Annotated in this window: 20 protein-coding genes; 10 read left to right on the forward strand and 10 right to left on the reverse strand. The window is 67.5% G+C overall.

Annotated elements, in window-relative coordinates:
- Nucleotides 1-547: 547 nt before the first annotated feature.
- Nucleotides 548-1,375, reverse strand: a complete 828-nt coding sequence (locus tag VHA82_RS03005; RefSeq protein WP_325540170.1) for a helix-turn-helix transcriptional regulator — start codon at nucleotides 1,373-1,375, stop codon at nucleotides 548-550.
- 144 nt (nucleotides 1,376-1,519) lie between these two features.
- Between VHA82_RS03005 and serC the strand changes: the two genes are divergently transcribed.
- The 4 genes from serC to VHA82_RS03025 all read left to right on the forward strand — a co-directional run bounded on the left by serC (nucleotide 1,520) and on the right by VHA82_RS03025 (nucleotide 7,947).
- Entirely contained in the window at nucleotides 1,520-2,602 is a 1,083-nt protein-coding gene (gene serC / locus VHA82_RS03010) for a 3-phosphoserine/phosphohydroxythreonine transaminase (protein WP_325540131.1), read from the forward strand.
- Nucleotides 2,595-3,779 (forward strand): phosphoglycerate dehydrogenase, encoded by a 1,185-nt coding sequence (locus tag VHA82_RS03015; protein ID WP_325540133.1) that lies wholly within the window; start codon nucleotides 2,595-2,597, stop codon nucleotides 3,777-3,779. Before serC ends, VHA82_RS03015 begins: the two co-directional genes overlap by 8 nt.
- A gap of 70 nt (nucleotides 3,780-3,849) precedes the next feature.
- A complete protein-coding gene (locus tag VHA82_RS03020) occupies nucleotides 3,850-6,729 on the forward strand; it encodes an aconitate hydratase (protein WP_325540135.1) in 2,880 nt (959 codons plus the stop codon).
- A 33-nt stretch (nucleotides 6,730-6,762) separates the two neighbouring features.
- Entirely contained in the window at nucleotides 6,763-7,947 is a 1,185-nt protein-coding gene (locus VHA82_RS03025; protein ID WP_325540137.1) for an FAD-dependent monooxygenase, read from the forward strand.
- Nucleotides 7,948-7,965: 18 nt separating this feature from the next.
- Here VHA82_RS03025 and kynA read toward each other — a convergent pair whose 3' ends face one another.
- Genes kynA through kynB form a run of 3 tightly spaced genes read right to left on the reverse strand, consistent with a single transcriptional unit; the run spans nucleotide 7,966 to nucleotide 10,699 of the window.
- Complete coding sequence (gene kynA / locus VHA82_RS03030; protein ID WP_325540139.1) at nucleotides 7,966-8,826, reverse strand: tryptophan 2,3-dioxygenase; 861 nt, start codon at nucleotides 8,824-8,826, stop codon at nucleotides 7,966-7,968.
- Entirely contained in the window at nucleotides 8,823-10,079 is a 1,257-nt protein-coding gene (gene kynU / locus VHA82_RS03035) for a kynureninase (protein WP_325540141.1), read from the reverse strand. The genes kynA and kynU overlap by 4 nt, the downstream gene beginning before the upstream one ends.
- Nucleotides 10,076-10,699 (reverse strand): arylformamidase, encoded by a 624-nt coding sequence (gene kynB / locus VHA82_RS03040; RefSeq protein WP_325540143.1) that lies wholly within the window; start codon nucleotides 10,697-10,699, stop codon nucleotides 10,076-10,078. Before kynB ends, kynU begins: the two co-directional genes overlap by 4 nt.
- A 129-nt stretch (nucleotides 10,700-10,828) precedes the next feature.
- Here kynB and VHA82_RS03045 point away from each other — a divergent pair, with 129 nt between their 5' ends.
- Nucleotides 10,829-11,230, forward strand: coding sequence for a hypothetical protein (locus VHA82_RS03045; RefSeq protein ID WP_325540145.1), 402 nt, complete (start codon nucleotides 10,829-10,831; stop codon nucleotides 11,228-11,230).
- A 2-nt stretch (nucleotides 11,231-11,232) separates the two neighbouring features.
- Here the strand turns inward: VHA82_RS03045 and argF are convergent, their stop codons facing one another.
- Nucleotides 11,233-12,150, reverse strand: a complete 918-nt coding sequence (argF, locus tag VHA82_RS03050; protein ID WP_325540147.1) for an ornithine carbamoyltransferase — start codon at nucleotides 12,148-12,150, stop codon at nucleotides 11,233-11,235.
- Nucleotides 12,151-12,155: 5 nt separating this feature from the next.
- Nucleotides 12,156-13,349, reverse strand: coding sequence for an aspartate aminotransferase family protein (locus VHA82_RS03055; protein WP_325540149.1), 1,194 nt, complete (start codon nucleotides 13,347-13,349; stop codon nucleotides 12,156-12,158).
- A gap of 199 nt (nucleotides 13,350-13,548) precedes the next feature.
- Here VHA82_RS03055 and VHA82_RS03060 point away from each other — a divergent pair, with 199 nt between their 5' ends.
- Nucleotides 13,549-13,848: a DUF3579 domain-containing protein gene (locus VHA82_RS03060; RefSeq protein WP_325540151.1), complete on the forward strand. Its 300-nt coding sequence runs from the start codon at nucleotides 13,549-13,551 to the stop codon at nucleotides 13,846-13,848.
- A gap of 198 nt (nucleotides 13,849-14,046) precedes the next feature.
- Here the strand turns inward: VHA82_RS03060 and rpsT are convergent, their stop codons facing one another.
- Nucleotides 14,047-14,346, reverse strand: a complete 300-nt coding sequence (gene rpsT, locus VHA82_RS03065; protein ID WP_325540153.1) for a 30S ribosomal protein S20 — start codon at nucleotides 14,344-14,346, stop codon at nucleotides 14,047-14,049.
- Between the two features lie 163 nt (nucleotides 14,347-14,509).
- On the opposite strand from rpsT, the gene murJ reads away from it, so the two are divergent.
- Nucleotides 14,510-16,090: a murein biosynthesis integral membrane protein MurJ gene (gene murJ, locus VHA82_RS03070; RefSeq protein WP_325540155.1), complete on the forward strand. Its 1,581-nt coding sequence runs from the start codon at nucleotides 14,510-14,512 to the stop codon at nucleotides 16,088-16,090.
- 44 nt (nucleotides 16,091-16,134) lie between these two features.
- Nucleotides 16,135-16,986, forward strand: a complete 852-nt coding sequence (locus VHA82_RS03075; protein WP_325540157.1) for a SirB1 family protein — start codon at nucleotides 16,135-16,137, stop codon at nucleotides 16,984-16,986.
- Nucleotides 16,987-17,058: 72 nt separating this feature from the next.
- Here the strand turns inward: VHA82_RS03075 and VHA82_RS03080 are convergent, their stop codons facing one another.
- The 3 genes from VHA82_RS03080 to purM all read right to left on the reverse strand — a co-directional run bounded on the left by VHA82_RS03080 (nucleotide 17,059) and on the right by purM (nucleotide 19,661).
- Nucleotides 17,059-17,916, reverse strand: coding sequence for a ParA family protein (locus VHA82_RS03080; RefSeq protein ID WP_325540159.1), 858 nt, complete (start codon nucleotides 17,914-17,916; stop codon nucleotides 17,059-17,061).
- Between the two features lie 127 nt (nucleotides 17,917-18,043).
- A complete protein-coding gene (locus tag VHA82_RS03085) occupies nucleotides 18,044-18,610 on the reverse strand; it encodes a cysteine hydrolase family protein (RefSeq protein WP_325540162.1) in 567 nt (188 codons plus the stop codon).
- Between the two features lie 19 nt (nucleotides 18,611-18,629).
- Nucleotides 18,630-19,661: a phosphoribosylformylglycinamidine cyclo-ligase gene (gene purM / locus VHA82_RS03090; RefSeq protein WP_325540164.1), complete on the reverse strand. Its 1,032-nt coding sequence runs from the start codon at nucleotides 19,659-19,661 to the stop codon at nucleotides 18,630-18,632.
- Between the two features lie 68 nt (nucleotides 19,662-19,729).
- Between purM and VHA82_RS03095 the strand changes: the two genes are divergently transcribed.
- Together VHA82_RS03095 and hda are read left to right on the forward strand one after the other, a co-directional pair.
- Complete coding sequence (locus VHA82_RS03095; RefSeq protein ID WP_325540166.1) at nucleotides 19,730-20,800, forward strand: AI-2E family transporter; 1,071 nt, start codon at nucleotides 19,730-19,732, stop codon at nucleotides 20,798-20,800.
- Nucleotides 20,800-21,480 (forward strand): DnaA regulatory inactivator Hda, encoded by a 681-nt coding sequence (gene hda, locus VHA82_RS03100; RefSeq protein ID WP_325540168.1) that lies wholly within the window; start codon nucleotides 20,800-20,802, stop codon nucleotides 21,478-21,480. The genes VHA82_RS03095 and hda overlap by 1 nt, the downstream gene beginning before the upstream one ends.
- Nucleotides 21,481-21,745 lie beyond the last annotated feature (265 nt).

A 21,745-nucleotide genomic window follows, 5' to 3' on the forward strand; every position in this document is an offset into this window, starting at 1 on the left:
CAGGTGCGGCCGAGCCGCCGCCACCAGCGCCACCACCAGCGCCACCACCAGCGCCAGCGCCAGCGCCACTGCCGCCGCCACTGCCGCCGCCACTGCCGCCGCCACTGCCGCCGCCGCCGCCGCCGCCGCCGCCGCCGCCACCACCACCACCACCACCACCACCGCCGTCATCGGTCACGCCAATGGTCGTGTGCTGATGCGCGGTCACGTAGTGGGCCGCCCAGGCCAAGCCCAACGCGCCAGCCATCGCGGTGGCCAGCAGAGTCATCCTGAACTTGCCGAACTTCGCTTTCATGAATTCGCTCCCTATGAGAATTGAAAAACTCGTGCCGCTGCCACAGCCGGCCGCAAGCGCCCGTGCTCGCCAGCCGCACACGTTGCGCACGTGATGTTCGCGGTTTGCGATGGCTCGATAGTGGTAAGCACGACTCAGGTGTGTCGTCAGTACCTCTCGCCGCGCGATGTCCGTGCGCACTGACGCACCGGCAGTCCGCGCCTCGGCCGCGGCTTCTTCTGTCACGCGCGTGTGACAGCCGCGCGAGGCGCTTCAGCGCGGCGTGGCGGCCAGCTCGCGCAGCATTCGCTCGGAGTGCGCGTCCGCCGGGAAGAAAGTCTCCACGGCCAGCTCCTGCAGCGTCACGTCCAGCGGCGTGCCGAAGACCGTCACCGTGCCGATGAACGTGAGCACGCCTTGCGGCATGCGAAAACGCAGAGGCATCGCGACGCCCAGCAGCTCACCCTCGAGCTTCGTGTCGTCCGTGCCGGGCGGCAGCGGATACGCATGCAACTCCTCGTAGAGCGCGGCGAGGTACGAATCGCCCGTCGCGTGCAGCTGCTGACGAAGCCGCTCGAACAGATGCTCGCGCCACTGCCTGAGATTCACGATGCGCGGCGCGAGGCCGCCCGGATGCAGGCTCAACCGCAGCACGTTCACGGGCGGCGCAAGCAGCGCGGGATCGTCGGCCATGAGGAGATGCGCCACCATGTCGTTGGCGGCGACCAGGTTCCAGCGGCGGTCGATGGCAAGGGCGGGAAAGGGCTCGTGGCGCTTCAGGATGAGCGCCACGGCCTCGCGCGCCGCGGCGAGCGCCGGATCGTCGAGCGGGCGCTCGCGATACATGGGCGCGTACCCTGCGGCCACCAGCATCGCGTTGCGTTCGCGCAGCGGCACGTCCAGGCGTTCGGCCAGCCTGAGCACCATCTCGCGGCTCGGCACCGAGCGGCCGTTTTCCACGAAGCTCAGGTGGCGGGTCGAGACGTCGGCCTCGTGCGCGAGGTCGAGCTGGCTCATGCGCCGGCGCTGCCGCCACTGGCGAAGGTGGTCGCCGAAAGGCCGCGCGGCCGCGCGGCCCTTCCCATGCGAAGGGGTCTCCATCGCGCGATGGTAGAGCGCCCGTGAAATCGGCGCCTTGACCTCCGGGGTCATCAGCCCGCGCACCTCGTGAGTCCTTCGCATCTTGGTATGCTGGCGTTTGCCTTCGTCCCACACTCCCTCCTCCCAAGAGAAAGAGAAACCTGCATGACTCGTGTGTTCAATTTCAGCCCCGGTCCCGCGACCTTGCCCGAAGCCGTCCTCAGGCAGGCCGCCGACGAGATGCTCGACTGGCACGGCACGGGCATGTCCGTGATGGAAATGAGCCACCGCGGCAAGGAATTCATCTCGATTCACGCCGAGGCCGAAGCCACGCTGCGGGAACTGCTGGACATCCCCGGCAACTACAAGGTGCTCTTCATGCAAGGCGGCGCCATCGGCGAAAACGCGATCGTTCCCCTGAACCTCATCGGGCGCACCGGCCGCGCCGACTACGTCGTGACCGGCGACTGGTCGAAGAAGTCGATGAAGGAAGCGAAGACCTACGGCACCGTGAACGTCGCGGCGTCGGGCGAAGCGGGGCGCTTCACCGCCATTCCGAAACAGTCCGAATGGAAGCTCGACGAGGGCGCCGCCTACGTGCACATCTGCTCGAACGAAACCATCGGCGGCGTGCAGTTCCACTGGACGCCGGACACGGGAGCAGTCCCGCTCGTGGCGGACATGTCCTCCGACATTCTTTCGCGCCGCATCGACGTGAGCCGCTACGGCCTCATCTACGCGGGAGCGCAGAAGAACATGGGCCCCTCGGGCGTGACGATCGTGATCGTGCGCGACGACCTCCTCGGCCACGCGCTGCCGGTCTGCCCCTCGGCCTTCAACTACAAGCTGCAGGCCGAATCCGATTCGATGTACAACACGCCGCCGACCTACGCGATCTACATCGCCGGGCTCGTGTGCCGGCACGTGAAGGCGATGGGCGGGCTCGCCGCGATGGAGGAGCACAACGTCGCCAAGGCGAAAGTGCTCTACGACTTCCTCGATGCGAGCAGCTTCTACCGCAACCCGGTGGCGAAGGAGGACCGCTCGCTCATGAACGTGCCCTTCAAGCTCGAGGACGACGCGCTCGACGAGGAATTCCTGAAGGGCGCGCAGGCGCGCGGCATGATCCAGCTGAAGGGGCACCGTTCGGTGGGCGGCATGCGCGCGTCGATCTACAACGCGATGCCCATCGAAGGCGTGAAGGCGCTCGTCGCGTACATGAAGGACTTCGAGGCCGAACATGCCTAGGCCGCTGCGCGTGCTGGTGCTCAACGAGATCTCGCGCCAGGGTCTCGATCGCCTGCCGCAAGGCGCCTACGTCACGGGCAAGGACGTCGCCGAGCCCGACGCCGTGCTCGTGCGCTCGGCCGACATGCACAAACTCGCGATCCCGCCTTCGGTGCTCGCGATTGCGCGTGCCGGCGCCGGCACCAACAACATCCCGGTGAAGGAGATGAGCGCGCGCGGCGTGCCGGTCTTCAACGCGCCGGGCGCGAACGCGAACGCCGTGAAGGAACTCGTGCTCGCCGGCATGCTGATGGCGGCGCGCAACCTCGCGCCGGCCCTCGGTTTCGTGCAAGAACTCGACGCCGCGGATCCCCGGCTCGACGAGCGCGTGGAAGGCGGCAAGAAGTCCTTCGCGGGCTTCGAGCTCGCGAGCCAGACGCTCGGCGTGATCGGGCTCGGCAAGGTGGGATGCCTGGTCGCCGATGCGGCCATCAAGCTCGGCATGACCGTGACCGGTTACGACCCGGAGATCACGGTCGATGCGGCATGGAGCCTGCCCTCGCAGGTGAAGAAGGCCGCGAGCGTCGCGGACGTGCTGAAGGGCTCGCAGTTCGTCTCGCTGCACGTGCCGCTGCTCGATGCAACCCGTCACCTCGTGAACAGCGAGAACGTGCGCCTGATGCGACCCAACGCGGTGCTGCTCAACTTTTCGCGCGAGGGCATCGTCGAGGACGCAGCGGCGATTGCCGCGCTCGATGCCGGGCAGCTCGGCTGGTACGTGTGCGATTTCCCGTCGGCGGCGATCCTGCGCCACCCGAAGGTGATCGCGCTGCCCCACCTCGGAGCGTCCACGCGCGAAGCGGAAGAGAACTGCGCCGTGATGGCGGCCGATCAGCTGCGCGACTTCCTCGAGCACGGCAACGTCGCGAACGCGGTGAATTTCCCGCAGGTGAGCATGGCGCGCGAATCGGCGTGGCGCGTGGCCATCGCGAATGCCAACGTGCCGAACATGGTGGGGCAGATCTCCACCGCGATGGCGCAGGCGGGCCTCAACATCCACAACATGGTCAACAAGTCTCGCGGCGACATGGCCTACACGCTGGTGGACGTGGACAGCGCCGTGACGGAGCCGCTGCTCGATCGGATTCGCGGCATCCAGGGCGTCCTGGCCGTGCGCTACCTGCCCGCGCCCGCGTAGCTCCCCGCAATCGGCGCCGGTGGCCGCACAATGATGCGGCAAACCAGACAGAACAAGAGGTTGCCCTCACATGTCCCACCCATTCGCGAACACGCTGAAAAGCTTCAAGACCCGCTCCGGCGCGAGCGGCCGCTACTTCTCGCTGCCCGAGCTGGCGAAGCAGTATCCCAAGATCGCACGGCTGCCGGTGTCGATGCGCATCGTGCTCGAATCGGTCCTGCGCAACTGCGACGGTCTGAAGATCACGGCCGATCACGTGCGCCAGCTCGCCAACTGGTTTCCCAACGCGGACCGCACGACGGAAATCCCCTTCGTCGTCGCACGCGTGGTCCTGCAGGACTTCACGGGCGTTCCGCTGCTCGCCGATCTCGCTGCGATGCGCAGCGCGGCGGCGCGTCTCGGCAAGGACGTCGGCCGAATCGAGCCGCTTGTTCCCGTGGACCTCGTCGTCGACCATTCGGTGATGGTGGACCACTACGGCACGAAGGACTCGCTCGATCTCAACATGAAGCTCGAGTTCAAGCGCAACCACGAGCGCTACCAGTTCATGAAGTGGGGCATGCAGGCGTTCAGGACCTTCGGCGTCGTGCCCCCGGGCTTCGGCATCGTGCACCAGGTGAATCTCGAATACCTCGCGCGAGGGGTGCACAGCACCGCGGACGGCATTCACTACCCGGACACGCTGGTGGGGACCGACAGCCACACGACGATGATCAACGGCATCGGCGTCGTCGGCTGGGGCGTGGGCGGCATCGAGGGCGAAGCGGCGATGCTCGGCCAGCCGGTGTACTTCCTCACGCCCGACGTGGTGGGCTTCGAGCTCACCGGACGCCTGCGCGAAGGCGTGACCGCGACCGATCTCGTGCTCACCGTGACCGAGCTCCTGCGCAAGCGCAAGGTGGTGGGCAAATTCGTCGAATTCTTCGGCGAAGGCACGCGCAGCCTCGCGGTGCCGGACCGCGCCACCATCGGCAACATGGCGCCCGAGTACGGCGCGACGATGGGCTTCTTTCCGGTGGACGAGAACACGCTCGAATACTTCCAGGGCACGGGCCGCACGCGCGAGCAGATCGAGGCGTTCGAGGCGTACTTCCGGGCGCAGGAACTCTTCGGCGTTCCGGCGGCGGGAGACATCGACTATTCCGAAGTCGTGAAGCTCGACCTGGGCGACGTCACGCCGAGCCTTTCCGGGCCGAAGCGGCCGCAGGACCGCATCGAGATCGGCAGTGTCGCGCAGTCGTTCCGTTCGCTTTTCTCGAAGCCGGGGACGCAGAACGGCTTCAACCAGCCGGCCGAGCTGCTGCAGACGCGCCATCTGCTGAAGATGGGTGATGAGGAGACCACGAAGACAGGCGCGCCCGACAGCCCGCCGACGCCGCTCGCCGCGCCGCGCTTCGAGATGGAGATGGAGGCGAACAAGCCGACGCTGCCCGCCGCGCACGGGGCGATCGAGCCGCCCGAAGTGCATGCGGAGAACATCACGATCGGCAACGGCGACGTGCTGATCGCGGCGATCACGAGCTGCACGAACACGTCCAACCCGGGCGTGCTGCTCGCGGCCGGGCTGCTTGCGAAGAAGGCGGTGGAAAAGGGCCTGCGCGTGAAGCCGCACATCAAGACGTCGCTGGCACCGGGCTCGCGCATCGTGACCGAGTACCTCGACAAGACCGGGCTGCTGCCCTACCTCGCGCAGCTCGGCTTCTCGCTGGTGGGCTACGGCTGCACGACGTGCATCGGCAACTCGGGCGATCTCACGGCGGAGATCAACGAAGCGATCACGCAGAGCGACCTCGTCTGCGCGGCCGTGCTCTCGGGCAACCGCAACTTCGAAGCGCGCATCCATCCCAACATCAAGGCCAACTTCCTCGCGAGTCCGCCGCTCGTGGTGGCCTATGCGATCGCGGGCACCGTGCTGAAGGACCTCATGACCGAGCCGGTGGGGCGCGGCCACGGCGGCAAGGACGTCTACCTCGGCGACATCTGGCCTTCCAGCAAGGAGATCCACAAGCTCATGAAGGACGCGATGAACGCGAAGGCGTATCGCGCGAACTACTCGAAGGTGAAGAGCGAGCCGGGCGAACTCTGGACCGGCATCCAGGGCGTCGCGGGCCAGACCTACGACTGGCCGACCAGCACTTACATCGCGGAGCCCCCTTTCTTCGAGGGCTTCGCGTTGCAGCCGGCCGTCGCGGCGAACGACGACGGGCAACGTTTCTCGGTCCGCAACGCGCGCATCATGGCGCTCTTCGGCGATTCGATCACGACCGACCACATCTCGCCCGCGGGATCGATCAAGGAATCGTCGCCCGCCGGGCAGTACCTCGTGGGCAAGGGCGTGCTCAAGCCGGACTTCAACAGCTACGGCGCGCGCCGCGGCAACCATGAGGTGATGATGCGCGGCACGTTCGCCAATGTGCGCATCAAGAACCTGATGATCCCGGCGCTCGCCGACGGCTCGCGCGTGGAGGGCGGACTCACGATCCACCGCGACGACACCGGCCACGCGCAGCAGATGTTCATCTACGACGCGGCGATGAAGTACATCGCCGCGGGCCGCTCGACCGTGATCTTCGCGGGCGAGGAATACGGCACGGGCTCCTCGCGCGACTGGGCGGCCAAGGGGACGCAGCTCCTGGGCATCAAGGCCGTCATCGCGCGCAGCTTCGAGCGCATTCACCGCAGCAACCTCGTGGGCATGGGCGTGCTGCCGCTGCAGTTCAACGGCAGCGACACGTGGCAGTCGCTGCGGCTCGACGGCTCGGAGTTCGTGGACGTCTTCCCCGACCCCGACCTGCGTCCGCAGAGCGAGGCGAAGCTCGTGATCACGCGCGGCGACGGACAGCGCGACGAGATCGCGCTTACGCTGCGCATCGACACGCCGATCGAAGTGGAGTATTACCGCCACGGCGGCATCCTGCCATTCGTGCTGCGGCAGCTTCTCGCTGCGTGAAGGCATGAGGCGCGAGAAGGCGATTGAAGGCGATTGAAGGCGCGGCTTGCGATCGCGGGCGGAGGCATCGGCGGCCTCGCGGCGGCGTTCGCCGGCCGTCGCGCGGGCTGCGAAGTGGCACTGTTCGAGCAGGCCGAATTCTTCTCGGAGGTGGGCGCGGGCATCCAGATGGGGCCGAACGTCACGGCCATCCTGCGCGAATGGGGGCTGCTCGAAGGCGAGCTCGCCGCGAGTGTCGCGCGGCCCGGCAGATTGCGCGCGCGCGGCGCCGACGATGGCCGCGAACTCGCGGCGCTCGCGCTCGGTGCCGGCTTCGAGTCGCGCTACGGCGCGCCTTACCTCACCGTGCACCGCGCCGATCTGCAGACCGCACTGTTGCAAGCCGCGCGGGAAGCGGGCGCGACGCTGCGCAATGGCGCGCGCGTGACGCAGGCCGCGCAGGACGAACACGGCGTGCACGTCGCCGCGGGCGGCAACTTCGATGCCGATGCGCTGATCGGTGCGGATGGCCTCTGGAGCAGCACGCGGCAGCTCGTCGTGCCTGCGGACACACCGCCGCGCGCCACGGGTCATCTGGCCTACCGTGCCGTCGTGCGCCAGACGGAATTGCCGGCAGCCTCGCGCAGCACCGAAGTCACCGCATGGCTCGGCGCGGGCCTGCACGTCGTGAGTTATCCCGTGCGCGCGGGCGACTGGCTGAATGTCGTGTGCGTGGTGGAAGGATGCATCGAGCGCGATCCGCGCAGCTGGGACCACGCGGCGATCGCGGCGGACCTCTATGCGTCCACGCGAGCGGTGTGCACGCCCTTGCGCGACCTGCTCGGCGCGGTGGCGAACTGGCGCTTCTGGGTGCTGCACGACCGCCCGGTGCTGCGCGGCCCCGGCGAGATGGCGGCCGGCCGCGTTGCGTTGCTGGGCGATGCCGCGCATCCGATGCTTCCCTACCTCGCGCAAGGCGCGGGCATGGCTGTGGAGGACGCGCGCGAATTGCAGCGCGTGCTTCAGAGCGAGGGCGACGTCGCGAGGGACCTGCCCGCGGCGTTGCAGCGCTATGCGCTGCACAGGTGGGCGCGTTGCGCGCGCGTGCAGGCGCGGTCGCTGCGCAATGGGCGAATCTTCCATCTGGAAGGCCCGATGCGTGCCGCGCGCGACTTGTCGATGCGCGTGATGGGCTCGAGGCTGCTCGACGTGCCGTGGCTTTACGGGCAGAAGCGCTGAGCGCTCCGCGATGCCCGATCAGAGGTCGGTCCGCAGCCGCCAGATCTCCGGAAACAGCACGACGTCCAGCATCCTTCGCAAGTACGAAACGCCGCCGGTGCCGCCCGTGCCGCGCTTGAAGCCGATGATGCGCTCCACCGTCGTCACGTGCCGGAAGCGCCAGAGACGGAACGCATCTTCGAGATCGGTCAGTTCCTCGCCGAGCTGGTAGAGGTCCCAGTGCCGCTCGGGATCGCGGTAGATCGCGAGCCAGGCCTGTTCCACTTCGGCACTCTCCGTGTACGGCTGCGTCCAGTCGCGCTGCAGGCGATCCACGGGAATCGCGAAGCCGCGTCGCGCGAGAAGGCGCAGCGCCTCGTCGTAGAGCGACGGCGAACCGAACGCGTCGCGCACCTGTTGCAGCCGCTCGGCGCTGTGCTCGTGGGGCTTCAGCATCGCGGCATTCTTGTTGCCGAGGCGAAACTCGATCGAGCGGTATTGCCAGCTCTGGAAGCCGCTCGATTGGCCGAGATAGGGGCGTATCGCGCTGTATTCCGGCGGCGTCATCGTCGCGAGCACGTCCCACGCGTGCACGAGCTGCTCGAGGATGCGCGAGACGCGCGCGAGCATCTTGAACGCGGGCGCGAGCTGGTCGCGCGCGATCGCGGCGATCGCGCCCGCGAGCTCGTGCAGCATGAGCTTCATCCAGAGTTCGCTCGTCTGGTGCTGGATGATGAAGAGCAGTTCGTCCGGCGCGGGCGAAAGCGGGCGCTGCGCGTCGAGGATCGTGTCGAGCTGCAGGTAGTCGCCGTAGCTCATGGAGCGGCTGAAGTCGAGCTGCGCGCGCTCCTCGCGCACGATGTCTTCGGGCTTGCGCGCGTCGGTCATGTCGCCTTTCATGTCACCGCGTTCCTGCGGTTGAATTCGTCTCCGCGCCATTCGCCCGAACCGAGCACCTGGCACAGGTGCTCCACCGCGTTCCACACGTCCTCATACCCCAGGTGGAGCGGTGTGAAGCCGAAGCGCAGGATGTCGGGCGCGCGGAAGTCGCCGATGACGCCGCGCGCGATCAGCGCCTGCACGATCGCATAGGCGCCTTCTTCGCGGGCCAGGCACACCTGCGATCCGCGCACGGCGTGGTCGCGCGGCGTGACGAGCGCAAGCCCATGCCCCGCGCAGCGCTGTTCCACCAGGGCGATGAAAAGATCGGTGAGCGCGAGCGACTTCGCGCGCAGCGCTTGCATGCCTCCGAATCGATCGGCCGCGCGCAGCGTGTCGAGCCCGCACTCGAGCGCGACCATCGAAAGGATCGGCTGCGTGCCGCACAGATAGCGCGCGATGCCCTGGGCGGGCCGGTAGCCGGAGGTGAATTCGAACGGCGCCGCGTGACTCCACCAACCGGAAAGCGGCTGCTCGAATCGATCCGCATGACGCGGGTGCACCCAGAGGAACGCGGGCGCGCCCGGTCCGCCGTTCAGGTACTTGTAGCCGCAGCCGATCGCGAAATCGGCATCGGCCGCGTGCAGGTCGATGGGGACCGCGCCCGCGCTGTGGCACAGGTCCCAGATCGCCAGCGCGCCTGCGCGATGCGCACGCCGCGTGAGTTCGCGCATGTCGTGCATCGCGCCCGTGCGGTAGTTCACGTGCGTGAGCATGAGAACGGCGACCTGATCGTCCAGCCGCTCGGAGAGCGCGTCGGACTCGGCGAGCACGAGCCGCATGCCGTGTTCGCGGCAGAAGGTCTGCGCGATGTAGAGGTCGGTCGGGAAGTTGGTGCGTTCGCTGAGGATCACCTTGGCGTCCGGCCGCTCGTGCTTCGCGATCGCGCAGGCGGCACTCAGCACCTTGAAGAGGTTGACGGAAGTGCTGTCGGTGGCGACGCACTCGCCGGCGCGCGCGCCGATGAGCGTTGCAATGCGGTCGCCGAGCGTGCGCGGCATCTCGTACCAGCCCGCGCTGTTCCAGGAGCGGATCAGGCCGTGCCCCCATTCCTCGGTCACCGTGCGCGCCACGCGTTCCTGCGCGGCGCGAGGCAGCGGCCCGAGGGAGTTGCCGTCCAGATAGATCACCTCCGGCGGCAGGACGAAGAGGTCGCGCAGCGGCCGCAACGGGTCGCGCGCGTCGAGCGCGCGGCAGTCTTGCAGAGTCGTCATGGGCTTCGCAGCACCGCGCGCACGGGCGAAGCGTCGGCGGTCGTGAGTTTGAGGGGCAGGGCGATCAGTTCGTAGTCTCCTTCGGGGACCTCGTCGAGCACGAGGTTCTCCAGCACGCGCAGGTCGCGCTCCCGGATCACCTGGTGGCTCGGCAAATCCTTGCTTTCGGCGGGATCGATGCTCGCGGTGTCGATGCCGATGAGGCGCACGCCGAGGTCCGCGAGCCGTTCGACGGTCGTGCTCGCGAACGCGGCGAGATACGGGTCCCACAGGGTGGGGGATTTCTCGTAAGTGCGCACGAGAACACGCGGCGGCAGGTCTTGCGTTGCGCGCGCGATGTGATGCCATTCGATGAGAGGGCCGATGCCGATCGCATGAATCACGCGGCAAAGACCCAGGTACGGCGCGAGATCGACTTCGCCGATGGCCCGGCCTTCGTCGCCATAGTGCAGCGGCGCATCCGCGTGCGCGCCGAAGTGCGGGCTCAGCGTGATGCTGCTCACGTTGACCGGACATCCAGGCGCGATCCTCGCGTTCCAGTGCTGCGCATAGGGCGTGTCGCCCGGAAAGACCGGCGAGCCGGCGTGCACGGCCGGCGAGATGTCCCAGAGTCGCTTCATTTAGTTGAAGCTTAAAGCATTTGCGGGCACGCGGACACCGGCCTGTCTTCGCCGTCAACCGCCGCAGCGCCTCGTGCGTTGGTTGCATCACTGTATATGGATACAGTTCAACTCAAGGAGGAAGACACCATGGAGCTGCACGCAGCACGCCAGATCATCGATACGCTCGCGCAGGGCGTCCATCCCGTGACAGGCGAAGTGATGCCCGAAGACAGTCCCTACAACGCGCCGCCAGTCATTCGCGCGTTGTTCACGGTCTCGCAGGCGCTCGAAGAAGGCTTGTTGAAGGTACCCAAGCCCGCTCCCGTCCCCGTGCCCGTGCGCGTGCGTGCCGCGCCGCCGGTGAATGCCGGCAAACCCTGGTCTTCGGAAGACGACGCGCAACTGCAGGCGGCCTTCGACGAAGGCACCGACCTGAAGGCACTCGCGGACAAGCTCGGGCGGACGCGCTTCGGCATCGAGCAGCGGCTCATCAAGCTCGGCAAGATGGCCGCGCCCGCGGGTGGCGGGCGGTACGGAGGCGCCGCGTGACTTCAGCCCACCCGGCCCAGCACCAGAAACTCCATCAGCGCCTTTTGCACATGCATCCGGTTTTCCGCCTCGTCCCACACCACCGATTGCGGGCCGTCGATCACGTCGGCTTCGACTTCCTCGCCGCGGTGCGCGGGCAGGCAATGCATGAAGAGCGCGTCGGGCTTGGCTGCGCGCATCATCTCCGCATCCACGCACCAGTCGGCGAAGGCCTTGCGGCGTTCCTCGTTCTCCGCCTCGAAGCCCATGCTGGTCCACACGTCGGTGGTGACGAGGTCCGCGCCGCGGCAGGCTTCCATCGGGTCCTTGAAGACCTTGTAGCTGTCGTTGCTGCGGATGCCGGCGATGGCCTGGTCGACTTCGTAGCCCGTGGGCGTGCTCACGTGCACCGTGAAGCCGAGCAGCTCCGCGGCCTGCAGCCAGGTGTTGGCCATGTTGTTGCCGTCGCCGACCCATGCGACCACGCGCCCCTTGATCGACCCGCGGTGTTCGATGTAGGTGAAGATGTCCGCGAGGATCTGGCACGGATGGAATTCGTTCGTGAGGCCGTTGATCACCGGCACGCGCGAATACCTGGCGAACGTATCGATGCGCTCCTGCCCGAAGGTGCGGATCATCACGAGGTCCACCATGCGGCTGATCACGCGCGCGGTGTCCTCGATCGGCTCCGCGCGTCCGAGCTGCGAATCGCCCGTCGTGAGATTCACGACCGAGCCGCCCATCTGGTACATGCCGGCTTCGAAGCTCACGCGCGTGCGCGTGGAGGCCTTCTCGAAGATCATCGCGAGCGTGCGGTCCGCAAGCGGCTGGTATCTCTCGTAGTTCTTGAATTTCTTCTTGATGGCCGCCGCGCGCTGGAACACCCAGTCGTGCTCCTCGGCCGTGAAGTCGCTGAATTGCAGGAAGTGCCGGATCGCCATCGTGCTTACTCGGAAAGGAACGCCTTCACGAGCGGCGCGAGCAGGGCGACGATCTCGTCGGCCTCGCTCTCCGTGAGGATGAGCGGCGGCAGCAGCCGCACGACGTTGTCGGCCGTGACGCTGATGAGAAGGCCCGCGTCGGCCGCGCGTTGCGTGAGGACCGTGCAGTTCCTCGCGAGCTCGATGCCGAGCATCAATCCCTGGCCGCGGATCTCCTTCACGCCCGCGAGGCCCGAGAACTCGCGCGCCAGCGAGTCCCTCAGGCGGGCGCCGACGCGCGCCGCGTTCTCGAGCAGTCCGTCTTCCTCCATGATGCGGATCGTCTCGATGCCCGCGCGCATCGCAAGCGGATTGCCGCCGAAGGTCGTGCCATGGTTGCCGGGCTGGAAGATGTCCGCGGCCCGCGGCCCCGCGAGAACCGCGCCCACCGGCACGCCCGAGCCGAGGCCCTTCGCGAGCGGCATCACGTCCGGCACGATGCCCGCCCACTGGTGCGCGAACCATTTGCCGGTGCGGCCCATGCCGCATTGCACCTCGTCGATCATGAGGAGCCACTGCCGGTCGTCGCAGAGCTTCCTTACTTGCCGCAGGTACTCGGTGCGCATCGGGTTGATGCCGCCTTCGCCCTGGATGGTTTCGAAGAACACCGCGACGACATCGCGGTTGCCTTCCGTCGCCTGCTTCAGCGCATCGATGTCGTTGAGCGGCACGCGGATGAAGCCCTCCACGAGCGGGCCGAAGCCCTTCTGCACCTTCTCGTTGCCGGTGGCCGAGAGCGTGGCGATGCTGCGGCCGTGGAAGGCTTTCTCGTAGACGACGATCTGCGGCCGCTCGATGCCGCGGTCGTGCCCGTACTTGCGCGCGAGCTTGATCGCGGCCTCGTTCGCCTCCAGCCCCGTGGAGCAGAAGAAGGCGTTCGTCATGCCCGAGAGTTCCACGAGCTTGGCCGCGAGCTTCTCCTGGTTGGGCACGTGGTAGTAGTTGCAGCTGTGGATGATCTTCGCGACCTGGTCCTGGATCGCGGGCACGAACTTCGGGTGGTTGTGGCCGAGCGTGTTCACCGCGATGCCGGCGAGCGCGTCGAGGTAGCGCTTGCCGTTCACGTCCCAGACGTAGGCGCCCTGGCCGTGCGACAGCGCGATCGGCAGGCGCCCGTAGGTGTTCATGGTGTGGGGCGAGGAAGCCTCGATGGCGGACATCGTCGTGATCCTTCTGGCGAAAATGAAATCGGCTCCACCCGGCGAAGCGCCCGGGTGAGCCGTCGAGAGCCGATTTTAGGCACACGATCTCGCGCGCCGGGTTGAGATTTGCGCATCACACTCATGAGCCGCGACAGCTGCGTGACATCCCGGTGGCGCATGATCGCGCTTCGCTAGAATGCTTGCTGCAGCGCAACATATGAGTGCCGATACCGCAAAGGAAGTCTTCATCCAGGGCATCACCCGGGACGGGCGGGTCTTTCGGCCGAGCGACTGGGCCGAGCGGCTGGCCGGCGTGATGAGCCCCTTCCGCCCCGGCGGCGCGCTGCCCGGGAGCCATCTCAGCTATTCGCCCTGGTGCGTGCCGACCGTGATCAACGGCGTGAAGTGCGTGGTCGTGAACAGCGCCTTGCGCCATGCCGAGCCGATGGCGTGGGACTTCGTCATCAACTTCGCGAAGGACAACGAGCTGCAGATGGCGGAGCTGAAGGCGGAGTAAGGGGGTTTTGGGCCGCGACGTTTTCAACGCAGAGGCGCAGAGGACGCAGAGGGCCGCAGAGTGAAAGAAGCCGGTTTCCCGCATGTGGAACCGAAATGAAAAAACCGCCCGAAGGCGGTTTTTCACTTTGCTGCACAGCGCACCCGGTTCAAACGGCGGAAGCTCGCGCGAGCTTCCGGGCTGACCCGATCTATCCGATCAGGCTGCTGCGGCCAGGGACTTGACCTTGGCCGAAAGACGGCTCTTGTCGCGAGCGGCCTTGTTCTTGTGGAAGATGCCCTTGTCGGCCACCGTGTCCACGATCGACTGCGCCTTGGCGAAGAGTTCCGTCGCCTTGGTCTTGTCGCCCGCGGCAACCGCCTTCTCGACGTTCTTCACCGCGGTGCGGTATTTGGAGCGCAAGGACGTGTTCTGAGCATTGAGCTTCACGTCCTGGCGTGCGCGCTTGCGGCCCGACGCGAGTCGGGGGTTCTTTTTCTTCGGCTTTCCAGAGGCCATGGGAGGGATTCCTTGAGTGTCTGAGGATGTTGCGCAGCAAAGCTTTCCATTATAGCCGCTGCCGCCCGGCACCGGTCGCCGGGCACCGCCGTGGCGAGGGTGAGGCACGCCACGATCCCCCGCCGGTCTCGTGCATGCCGCGCACTATAAACTCGCGGGCTGCATGAGTTTGTTCAAAGCCGCCTCGACGGTGTCCTTGCTGACACTCGCGTCCCGCATCACCGGCCTCGTACGCGACTTGCTGATGGCGGCGATCTTCGGTGCCACCGGCCTCACCGACGCATTCAACGTCGCCTTCCGCATCCCCAACCTCTTCAGGCGCCTCTTTGCCGAAGGCGCATTCAGCCAGGCCTTCGTGCCGACGCTCGCGCATTCGAAGGAAACCGAGGGCGACGCCGCCACCCACCGTCTGATCGACAGCGTGGCTACCGTGCTCACCTGGGCGCTCGCCCTCACATGCGTCGTGGGCGTGATCGCTGCTCCGCTGCTCGTCTGGGCGCTCGCGAGCGGCCTGCAGAAAGACGCGCGCAGCTTCGACGCCGCGGTGACGATGACGCGCTGGATGTTCCCCTACATCGGCTGCATGTCGCTCGTGGCGCTCGCCGCGGGCATCCTCAACACGTGGAAGCGCTTCGCCGTCTCGGCGTTCACGCCCGTGCTGCTGAACCTGTGCATGATCGCGGCCGCGTGGCTCGGCGCCCCGCTCTTTCGCTCCTGGGGGATCGAGCCGATCTACGCGATGGCGGTGGGCGTGATGGCGGGAGGCGTGCTGCAACTCGCGGTGCAGGCGCCCGCGCTCGGTCGCCTGCATCTCATGCCGCGCATCGGGCTCACGTGGCGGCGCCTGCGCGACGCGTGGCACGACCCCGGCGTGCGCCACGTGACGAGCATGATGGCGCCGGCGCTTCTGGGCGTGAGCGTGGCGCAGCTCTCGCTACTCATCAACACGCAGATCGCCTCGCACCTCGCGGCGGGCAGCGTCACCTGGCTCTTCTATGCCGACCGGCTGATGGAGTTTCCGACGGCGATGCTCGGAGTCGCGCTCGGCGTCGTGCTGATGCCGCAGCTCGCGGCCGCGCGCGCCGCCCAGGACCCGGATCGCTATTCCGGCATGCTCGACTGGGGCTTGCGGCTCGTCGTGCTGCTTGCCGTTCCCGCGGCCGCGGCCTTGCTCGTGTTCGCGAAGCCGCTGGTCGCCACACTCTTTCACTACGGCGCCTTCCGCGATTTCGATGTGGACCAGGTGTCGGCCGCGCTCGCCGGCTACGGGCTGGGCCTGCTTGGGCTCGTGGGGATCAAGGTGCTCGCGCCCGGCTTCTACGCAGAGCAGGACATGCGCACGCCGGTGCGCATCGCCGTGTCGGTGCTCGTGATCACGCAACTGCTGAACCTCTTGCTCGTGCCGCTCGCGCGCCGTTACGATCTGGGGCACGCGGCGCTCGCGCTGTCGATCGGCATCGGCGCGCTCATTAACGCGTCCTGGCTGCTCTTCGGGCTCATGCGCCGCGGCAGCTATCGCCCCGCGCCGGGATGGGCGCGCTTCCTGCTGCAGGTGGCGGCGGCGACCGCGCTGCTTGCCGCCTTCCTCGTGTGGGCATCGCAGGCATTCCCCTGGGTCGCTTGGCGCCATGAACCGCTGCATCGCGTCGCGACGATGGCCGCGATGCTGGCGGCGGCGGCCGTGATCTACTTCGCGGCCCTCAGGATCGCCGGCGTGCGTCTGCGGCATTTCCTCACGCATTGAGGCGGGCGCTTGACGCCCGCAAGCTCGTCCACTACAAAATCACCATGGCCTCCGCGTATTGCGCGCCCACCGCGCTCGAATACTTCAGCTCGCTCGTGCATAGCGACGAGCAGTTTCCGCTGCTGGAAGCCGCGGCGAGCATCGCGCAGGACGAATACCCCGATCTCGATTTGCAGCAGGTGCTGGGCGATGTGGACCAGCTCCTCGCGCGCCTGAGGCGCCGCATCCCCGCCGACGCGCCGGCGCTGCAGCGCCTGCGCAGCCTGAACCAGTTCTTCTTCCGGGACCTCAGTTTCGGGGGCAACGTCAACGACTACTGCGACCCGGACAACAGCTACCTGAACGTGGTGCTTCGCACGCGGCGCGGCATCCAGATCTCGCTCGCGGTGTTGTGGATGGAGCTCGCGCAGGGCATCGGGCTGCATGCGCGCGGCGTGTGCTTTCCCGGGCATTTCATGGTGAAGGTCAACCTGCCGAAAGGGCAGGTCGTGATCGATCCGTTCACGGGCACGTCGCTCTCGCGCGAGGAACTTGCGGAGCGGCTCGAGCCTTACAAGCGCAGCAGCGGCCTCGTGGACGAGTTCGAAGTTCCGCTGGGTCTTTACCTGCAGGCGGCGCCGCCGCGCGACATCATCGCGCGGATGCTGCGCAACCTGAAGGAAGTGCATCGCGCACAGGAGGATTGGCAGCGGCTGATCGCGGTGCAGGATCGTCTGCTCGTGCTTCTGCCGGATGCCTGGTCGGAATATCGCGACCGGGGGCTCGCGCATGCCGAGCAGGGGCATACGTCGAGGGCGGTGGATGATCTCGAAACGTACCTCGTGCATGCGCAGGACGCGCTCGACATCGATGCGATCGCGGACCGGGTGGCGGGGTTGAGGCGGGAACGGCACTAGTCCAGGCGCCCGCGCGGTAGAAGCCCGCTTTTGCTCCCTCTCCCTGCGGGAGAGGGTTGGGGTGAGGGCCGCCTACCGCTTCAGGAACTGCGGCAAGCCGCGCGATTCCCCCGGCGCTTCCGCCCGCGCGAGCGTCGGCTGGCCGCGCCCGCTGGAAAGCGTCTTCGCCCCGCTCAGCACCGACAGGCGCGCACCCGCGATCAGCGCGTCCTGCGCGGGCATCAGGTTCTGCGGCCGCGGCGCATGCGCGCGCGCCACGACCGGCTTGGCCTGCGCAGGATCGTTCGCCGCCTGCGGCGGCTCCAGGATCGGCTGGAACCATTGCACGATGGGTTCCCACTGCGCCAGGTCGGCCGTCACCTGGTGCGCCGGCAGGTCGAAGATCGTGAGACCGCGCTCGAGACTGCGCACGTAAAGCTGCGTTTCGCGCAGCGCCCCCAGGTATTCGACGCCGATCCCTTCGGACCACAGCCTGAGCGTCTGCGCCGCATTCGTGCGTCCATCGACACGCATGCCGACGCTTGCCACCCGGCACCGCTTCTGGGCCACGCGCGGCAGCGTCATGAGTTCGGCATGGCAATGCGCGGCCGACTCGCGGTCGAATACCGAAGGACACACCGGGATGACGATCGCGTCCGCGAACATCACGACCCGCGCGAGCTCGAAGCCGTGAATCCCGCCGGGCGTATCGAGCACGGCATGCGTGATGCCCGTGGGCACGCGCAGCATGTTCTTGTTGTCGAGCGTCCAGGGGGAAATGAGCGGAAGGTCCACCGAGCGGCGGCGCAGCCACCCACGGCTCGACTGCTGGCGGTCGACGTCGCCCAGCATCACGGCATGGCCCCGGCGAGCGCACCAGGCGGCCACGTGCGCGGCAAACGTGCTCTTGCCGCTGCCCCCTTTGCGATTCACGACTGCGATGACCGGCATGCCGACTCTCCTCGGACCGAGCTTGCAGTGTGAGCCAAACTCCGGCGCAAGTCCAGCAAAACAAGCCTCGCGCGCTAGGAGTTTTGTAGCGGCGCCACGGCCGGCGCGGGGCGGTCGACTCACCCCATCACGCCGGCGTCGAAAGCCGATCCACCGCCTCGGCCACGGTACAGATGCGAGCGAAGCGGTCCTTGAGCACGGCGACCGTGCGCGCCTTGATGTCGGCGGCGGCGAACGGCGAGCCGTCTTCCAGCTTCATGTCGAACGTGTGCGTGGCCTCGGGCACGTAGTCGACTTCGAAGCCGAGGTCCGACGCGTGCCGCGCTGTCGTCTCGCAGCATTGCTCGGTGCGGATGCCGCTCACCACGAGCCGGCCGATGCCCTGCTGGTGCAGCCAGACTTCGAGCCCGGTGCCCACGAGCGCGCTGTGCCGGCTCTTGTGGAAGGTCGCCGCCGCTTCGAACGGCGCGAGCCCCTCCAGCGGCCGCACCTGGCCGGACTCGAGGGCGAACGCGTTGGCGGGCGTCTTCGGCCCGTCCACGTGGAAGATTCGCACGATGGGAACGCCTGCCTTCTTCGCGGCCTCGATCAGCGCGTTCTGCGCCGCGAGGTAGGCGGGCAGGTCGCGGTCGCTGAAGTAGGGCCGGGAGCGAAAGGACTCCTGGACGTCGATGACGATCAGACACGGTTTCATGGATGAGGTCTCCTTGCGCTCAGACAACGATCACCGCGGCGCCGTCGCCTCGCGCTGCGATGGTACCGATCTCGTGCACGGTCTCGCCCTCTTCGCGCAGCGTCCGCGCGGTGGCCTGCGCATGCGCCGCGTCCACCACGACGACCATGCCGATGCCGTTGTTGAAGGTGCGGTTCATCTCGTGGTCGTCGATGGACGCCGTGCGCTGCAGCCACGCGAACAGCTCGGACTGCGGCCAGCTGCCCTTGCGCAGGTGCGCCGCGGTGCCCTCGGGCAGCACGCGGGGGATGTTTTCGAGAAGGCCGCCGCCCGTGATGTGCGAAAGCGCCTTGATGGGGTGCTGCGCGAGCGCGGCAAGCACGGACTTCACGTAAAGGCGCGTGGGCGCCATCACGGCTTCGCGAAAGGGCTTGCCGTCGAGCGTGGCGGGAAGCGTGTCCTTCGCGCGGTCGATGCACTTGCGAACCAGCGAAAAGCCGTTGGAATGCACGCCGCTCGAGGCGAGCCCGAGCACGGCGTCGCCGGGCTTCACGCTGTCGCCCGTGAGGATGCGCGACTTCTCCACGGCCCCCACGGCGAAGCCCGCGAGATCGTATTCGCCTTCGGGGTACATGCCGGGCATTTCGGCCGTCTCGCCGCCGATGAGAGCGCAGCCGCTCAGCTCGCAGCCGCGCGCGATGCCGCCCACGACGGCAGCGGCGGTGTCCACGTCGAGCTTGCCGCAGGCGAAGTAGTCGAGAAAGAAAAGCGGCTCCGCGCCCTGCACGAGCACGTCGTTCACGCTCATGGCGACGAGGTCGATGCCGACGGTGTCGTGCATGGCCCATTCGAAGGCGAGCTTGAGCTTCGTTCCCACACCGTCGGTGCCGCTCACGAGCACGGGTTCCCGGTAGCGTTTCGGCACTTCGAAGAGCGCGCCGAAGCCGCCGATGCCTGCGAGCACGCCCTCGCGCAGCGTTTTCTTCGCGAGCGGCTTGATGCGTTCGACGAGCGCGTCGCCGGCGTCGATATCGACGCCGGCATCCTTGTACGAGAGGGGGCGGTTGGGCATGGCGAGGAGGGTGGTCGAGGCGCGCAGCGCGCCCGATAGAATTTGCCCGAATTTTACCGACCCGAGCGATGCCATTCACTTCGAGCCAGATTCGCGCTGCCGCCTGGGTGGCGATCGCATTGCTCGCGTTCCTGGTCCTGCGTGCGCTCGGGCCTGTCCTCACGCCCTTCATCGTCGCGGCGGTGCTCGCCTACGCGCTCACGCCGCTCGTGGACCGGCTCGCCGCGAGCGGGCGCGGGCGGATGCCGCGGGCGCTCGCGGCCCTCGTCGTCGAACTGCTCTTCCTGTTCGCGCTCGCCTGCATCTTCCTGCTGGTGGTGCCGGTCGTCGCGAAGGAGCTGCCCCTCATTCGCCAGCAGCTACCCACGGTTCTCGACCGGCTCGACGCCGCCGTCGCGCCGTGGCTGAACCAGTTCGGCTTTCGCGTCTCGCTCGACCTCGCGAGCATGAAGGAGCGCCTCCTGGGCTATCTCAACGCCAACTGGTCGACGGCGTTTCCCTCGCTCTGGACGTCGCTCAAGCTCGGCGGCAGTGTCGCGCTCACGGTGCTCGGCAACGTGCTTCTCGTGCCGGTCGCGCTGTTTTACCTGCTGCTCGACTGGAAGCCCTTCGTGGCGCGGGTGCTGGAACTCGTGCCGCCGCGCGCGCGGCCCGGCGTGGATTCGTTCACCGCGGAATGCGACCAGGTGCTTGGACAGTATCTGCGCGGGCAACTGCTCGTGATGGCGACGATGGCGGTCTACTACAGCACCGGGCTCGCCCTCTTCGGACTCGATCTCGCCTTGCCGATCGGCGTTTTCACCGGACTCGCGATGTTCGTGCCCTACCTCGGGTTCGGCTTCGGTCTGCTGCTCGCCACGTTCGCGGGCCTGCTGCAGTTCGCGCCGGGCGAGGCGTTCCTCATGATCGCGGTGGTGTACGGCAGCGGGCAGGTGGTGGAGGGATTCTTCATCACGCCGCGGCTCGTGGGCGAGCGCATCGGCCTGCATCCGCTGGCCGTGATCTTCGCGCTGCTTGCGTTCGCGCAGGTGCTGGGCTTCGTGGGGGTGCTGGTCGCGTTGCCGGCGAGTGCTGTGCTGCTCGTCGCGATCCGGCGGGTGCGCCACGGTTATCTGGCGAGCCGGCTCTATCAATCGTGATGAAGCAGCTCGCGCTCGACATCGGTCTTGCACGCGCGCCGACCCTGGCCGGTTTCTTCGCGGGCCCCAACGAGGCCGCGCTCAGGCACCTGGAACTTTGGGCGGGCAGTCCCACGCGCTCCCCGGTGCCCACGTACCTCTGGGGCGCGCCCGGCAGTGGCAAGACGCATCTCTTGCGTGCCGTGGCCGAGGCGCTGCGGGAGCAGGGGGCGGCCGCGGGCTGGATCGATCCGGCGGTGGCCGAGCCGCCGGAGTTCGACGAGCGCTGGGCGATCGTGCTGCTGGACGACGTGCATCTGTACACGGCGGTGCAGCAGCATGCGGCCTTCAACTGGTTCGTGCAGGCGCAGACGCTGCATCTCGGCGTGCTGGCGGCGGGCATGTTTCCGCCGGCCGACCTGAAGCTGCGGGAGGACTTGCGCACGCGGCTCGGGTGGGGCCATGTGTTCGAGCTGCATGTGCCGAGCGAGCCCGAGCGGCGAGCCGTGCTGCGCCAGGCGGCCGACGCGCGCGGCATCTTCCTGGGCGACGACGTGATGGACTTCGTCCTCACACGCTTTTCGCGCGATCTGGGCAGCCTCATGCAGCTCCTGGATCATCTGGATGCCTATGCGCTCAGGACGCAGAGGGCGGTGACGATACCGCTGGTGAAGGCGATGCTGGAGGAGGAGGAGGGGTGATACGAACGCCGGTCCGGCCGCCGTCCGGTGGTGCGCGCGAGTAGCACCGGATATACCCCGGGTAGGTAACTATCGGCGTGCGCGATGTCACGCTAAAGTCTCGACCGCGGTTGGCGCGGGCCACAAGCCCGAAGGCAACCGGAAGGAAAGTTGTCCCACCAGATTCATCCGACCCACCCGATCCAGGAGATATGCATTGGGCAAAGAAATCGCCAATCCCACGGCCGCTGAACTGAGCGCCATGGCCGACAAATACGTGACGTCG

The organism is Ramlibacter sp., assembly GCF_035548915.1.
Taxonomy (GTDB): Bacteria; Pseudomonadota; Gammaproteobacteria; order Burkholderiales; family Burkholderiaceae_C; genus Ramlibacter.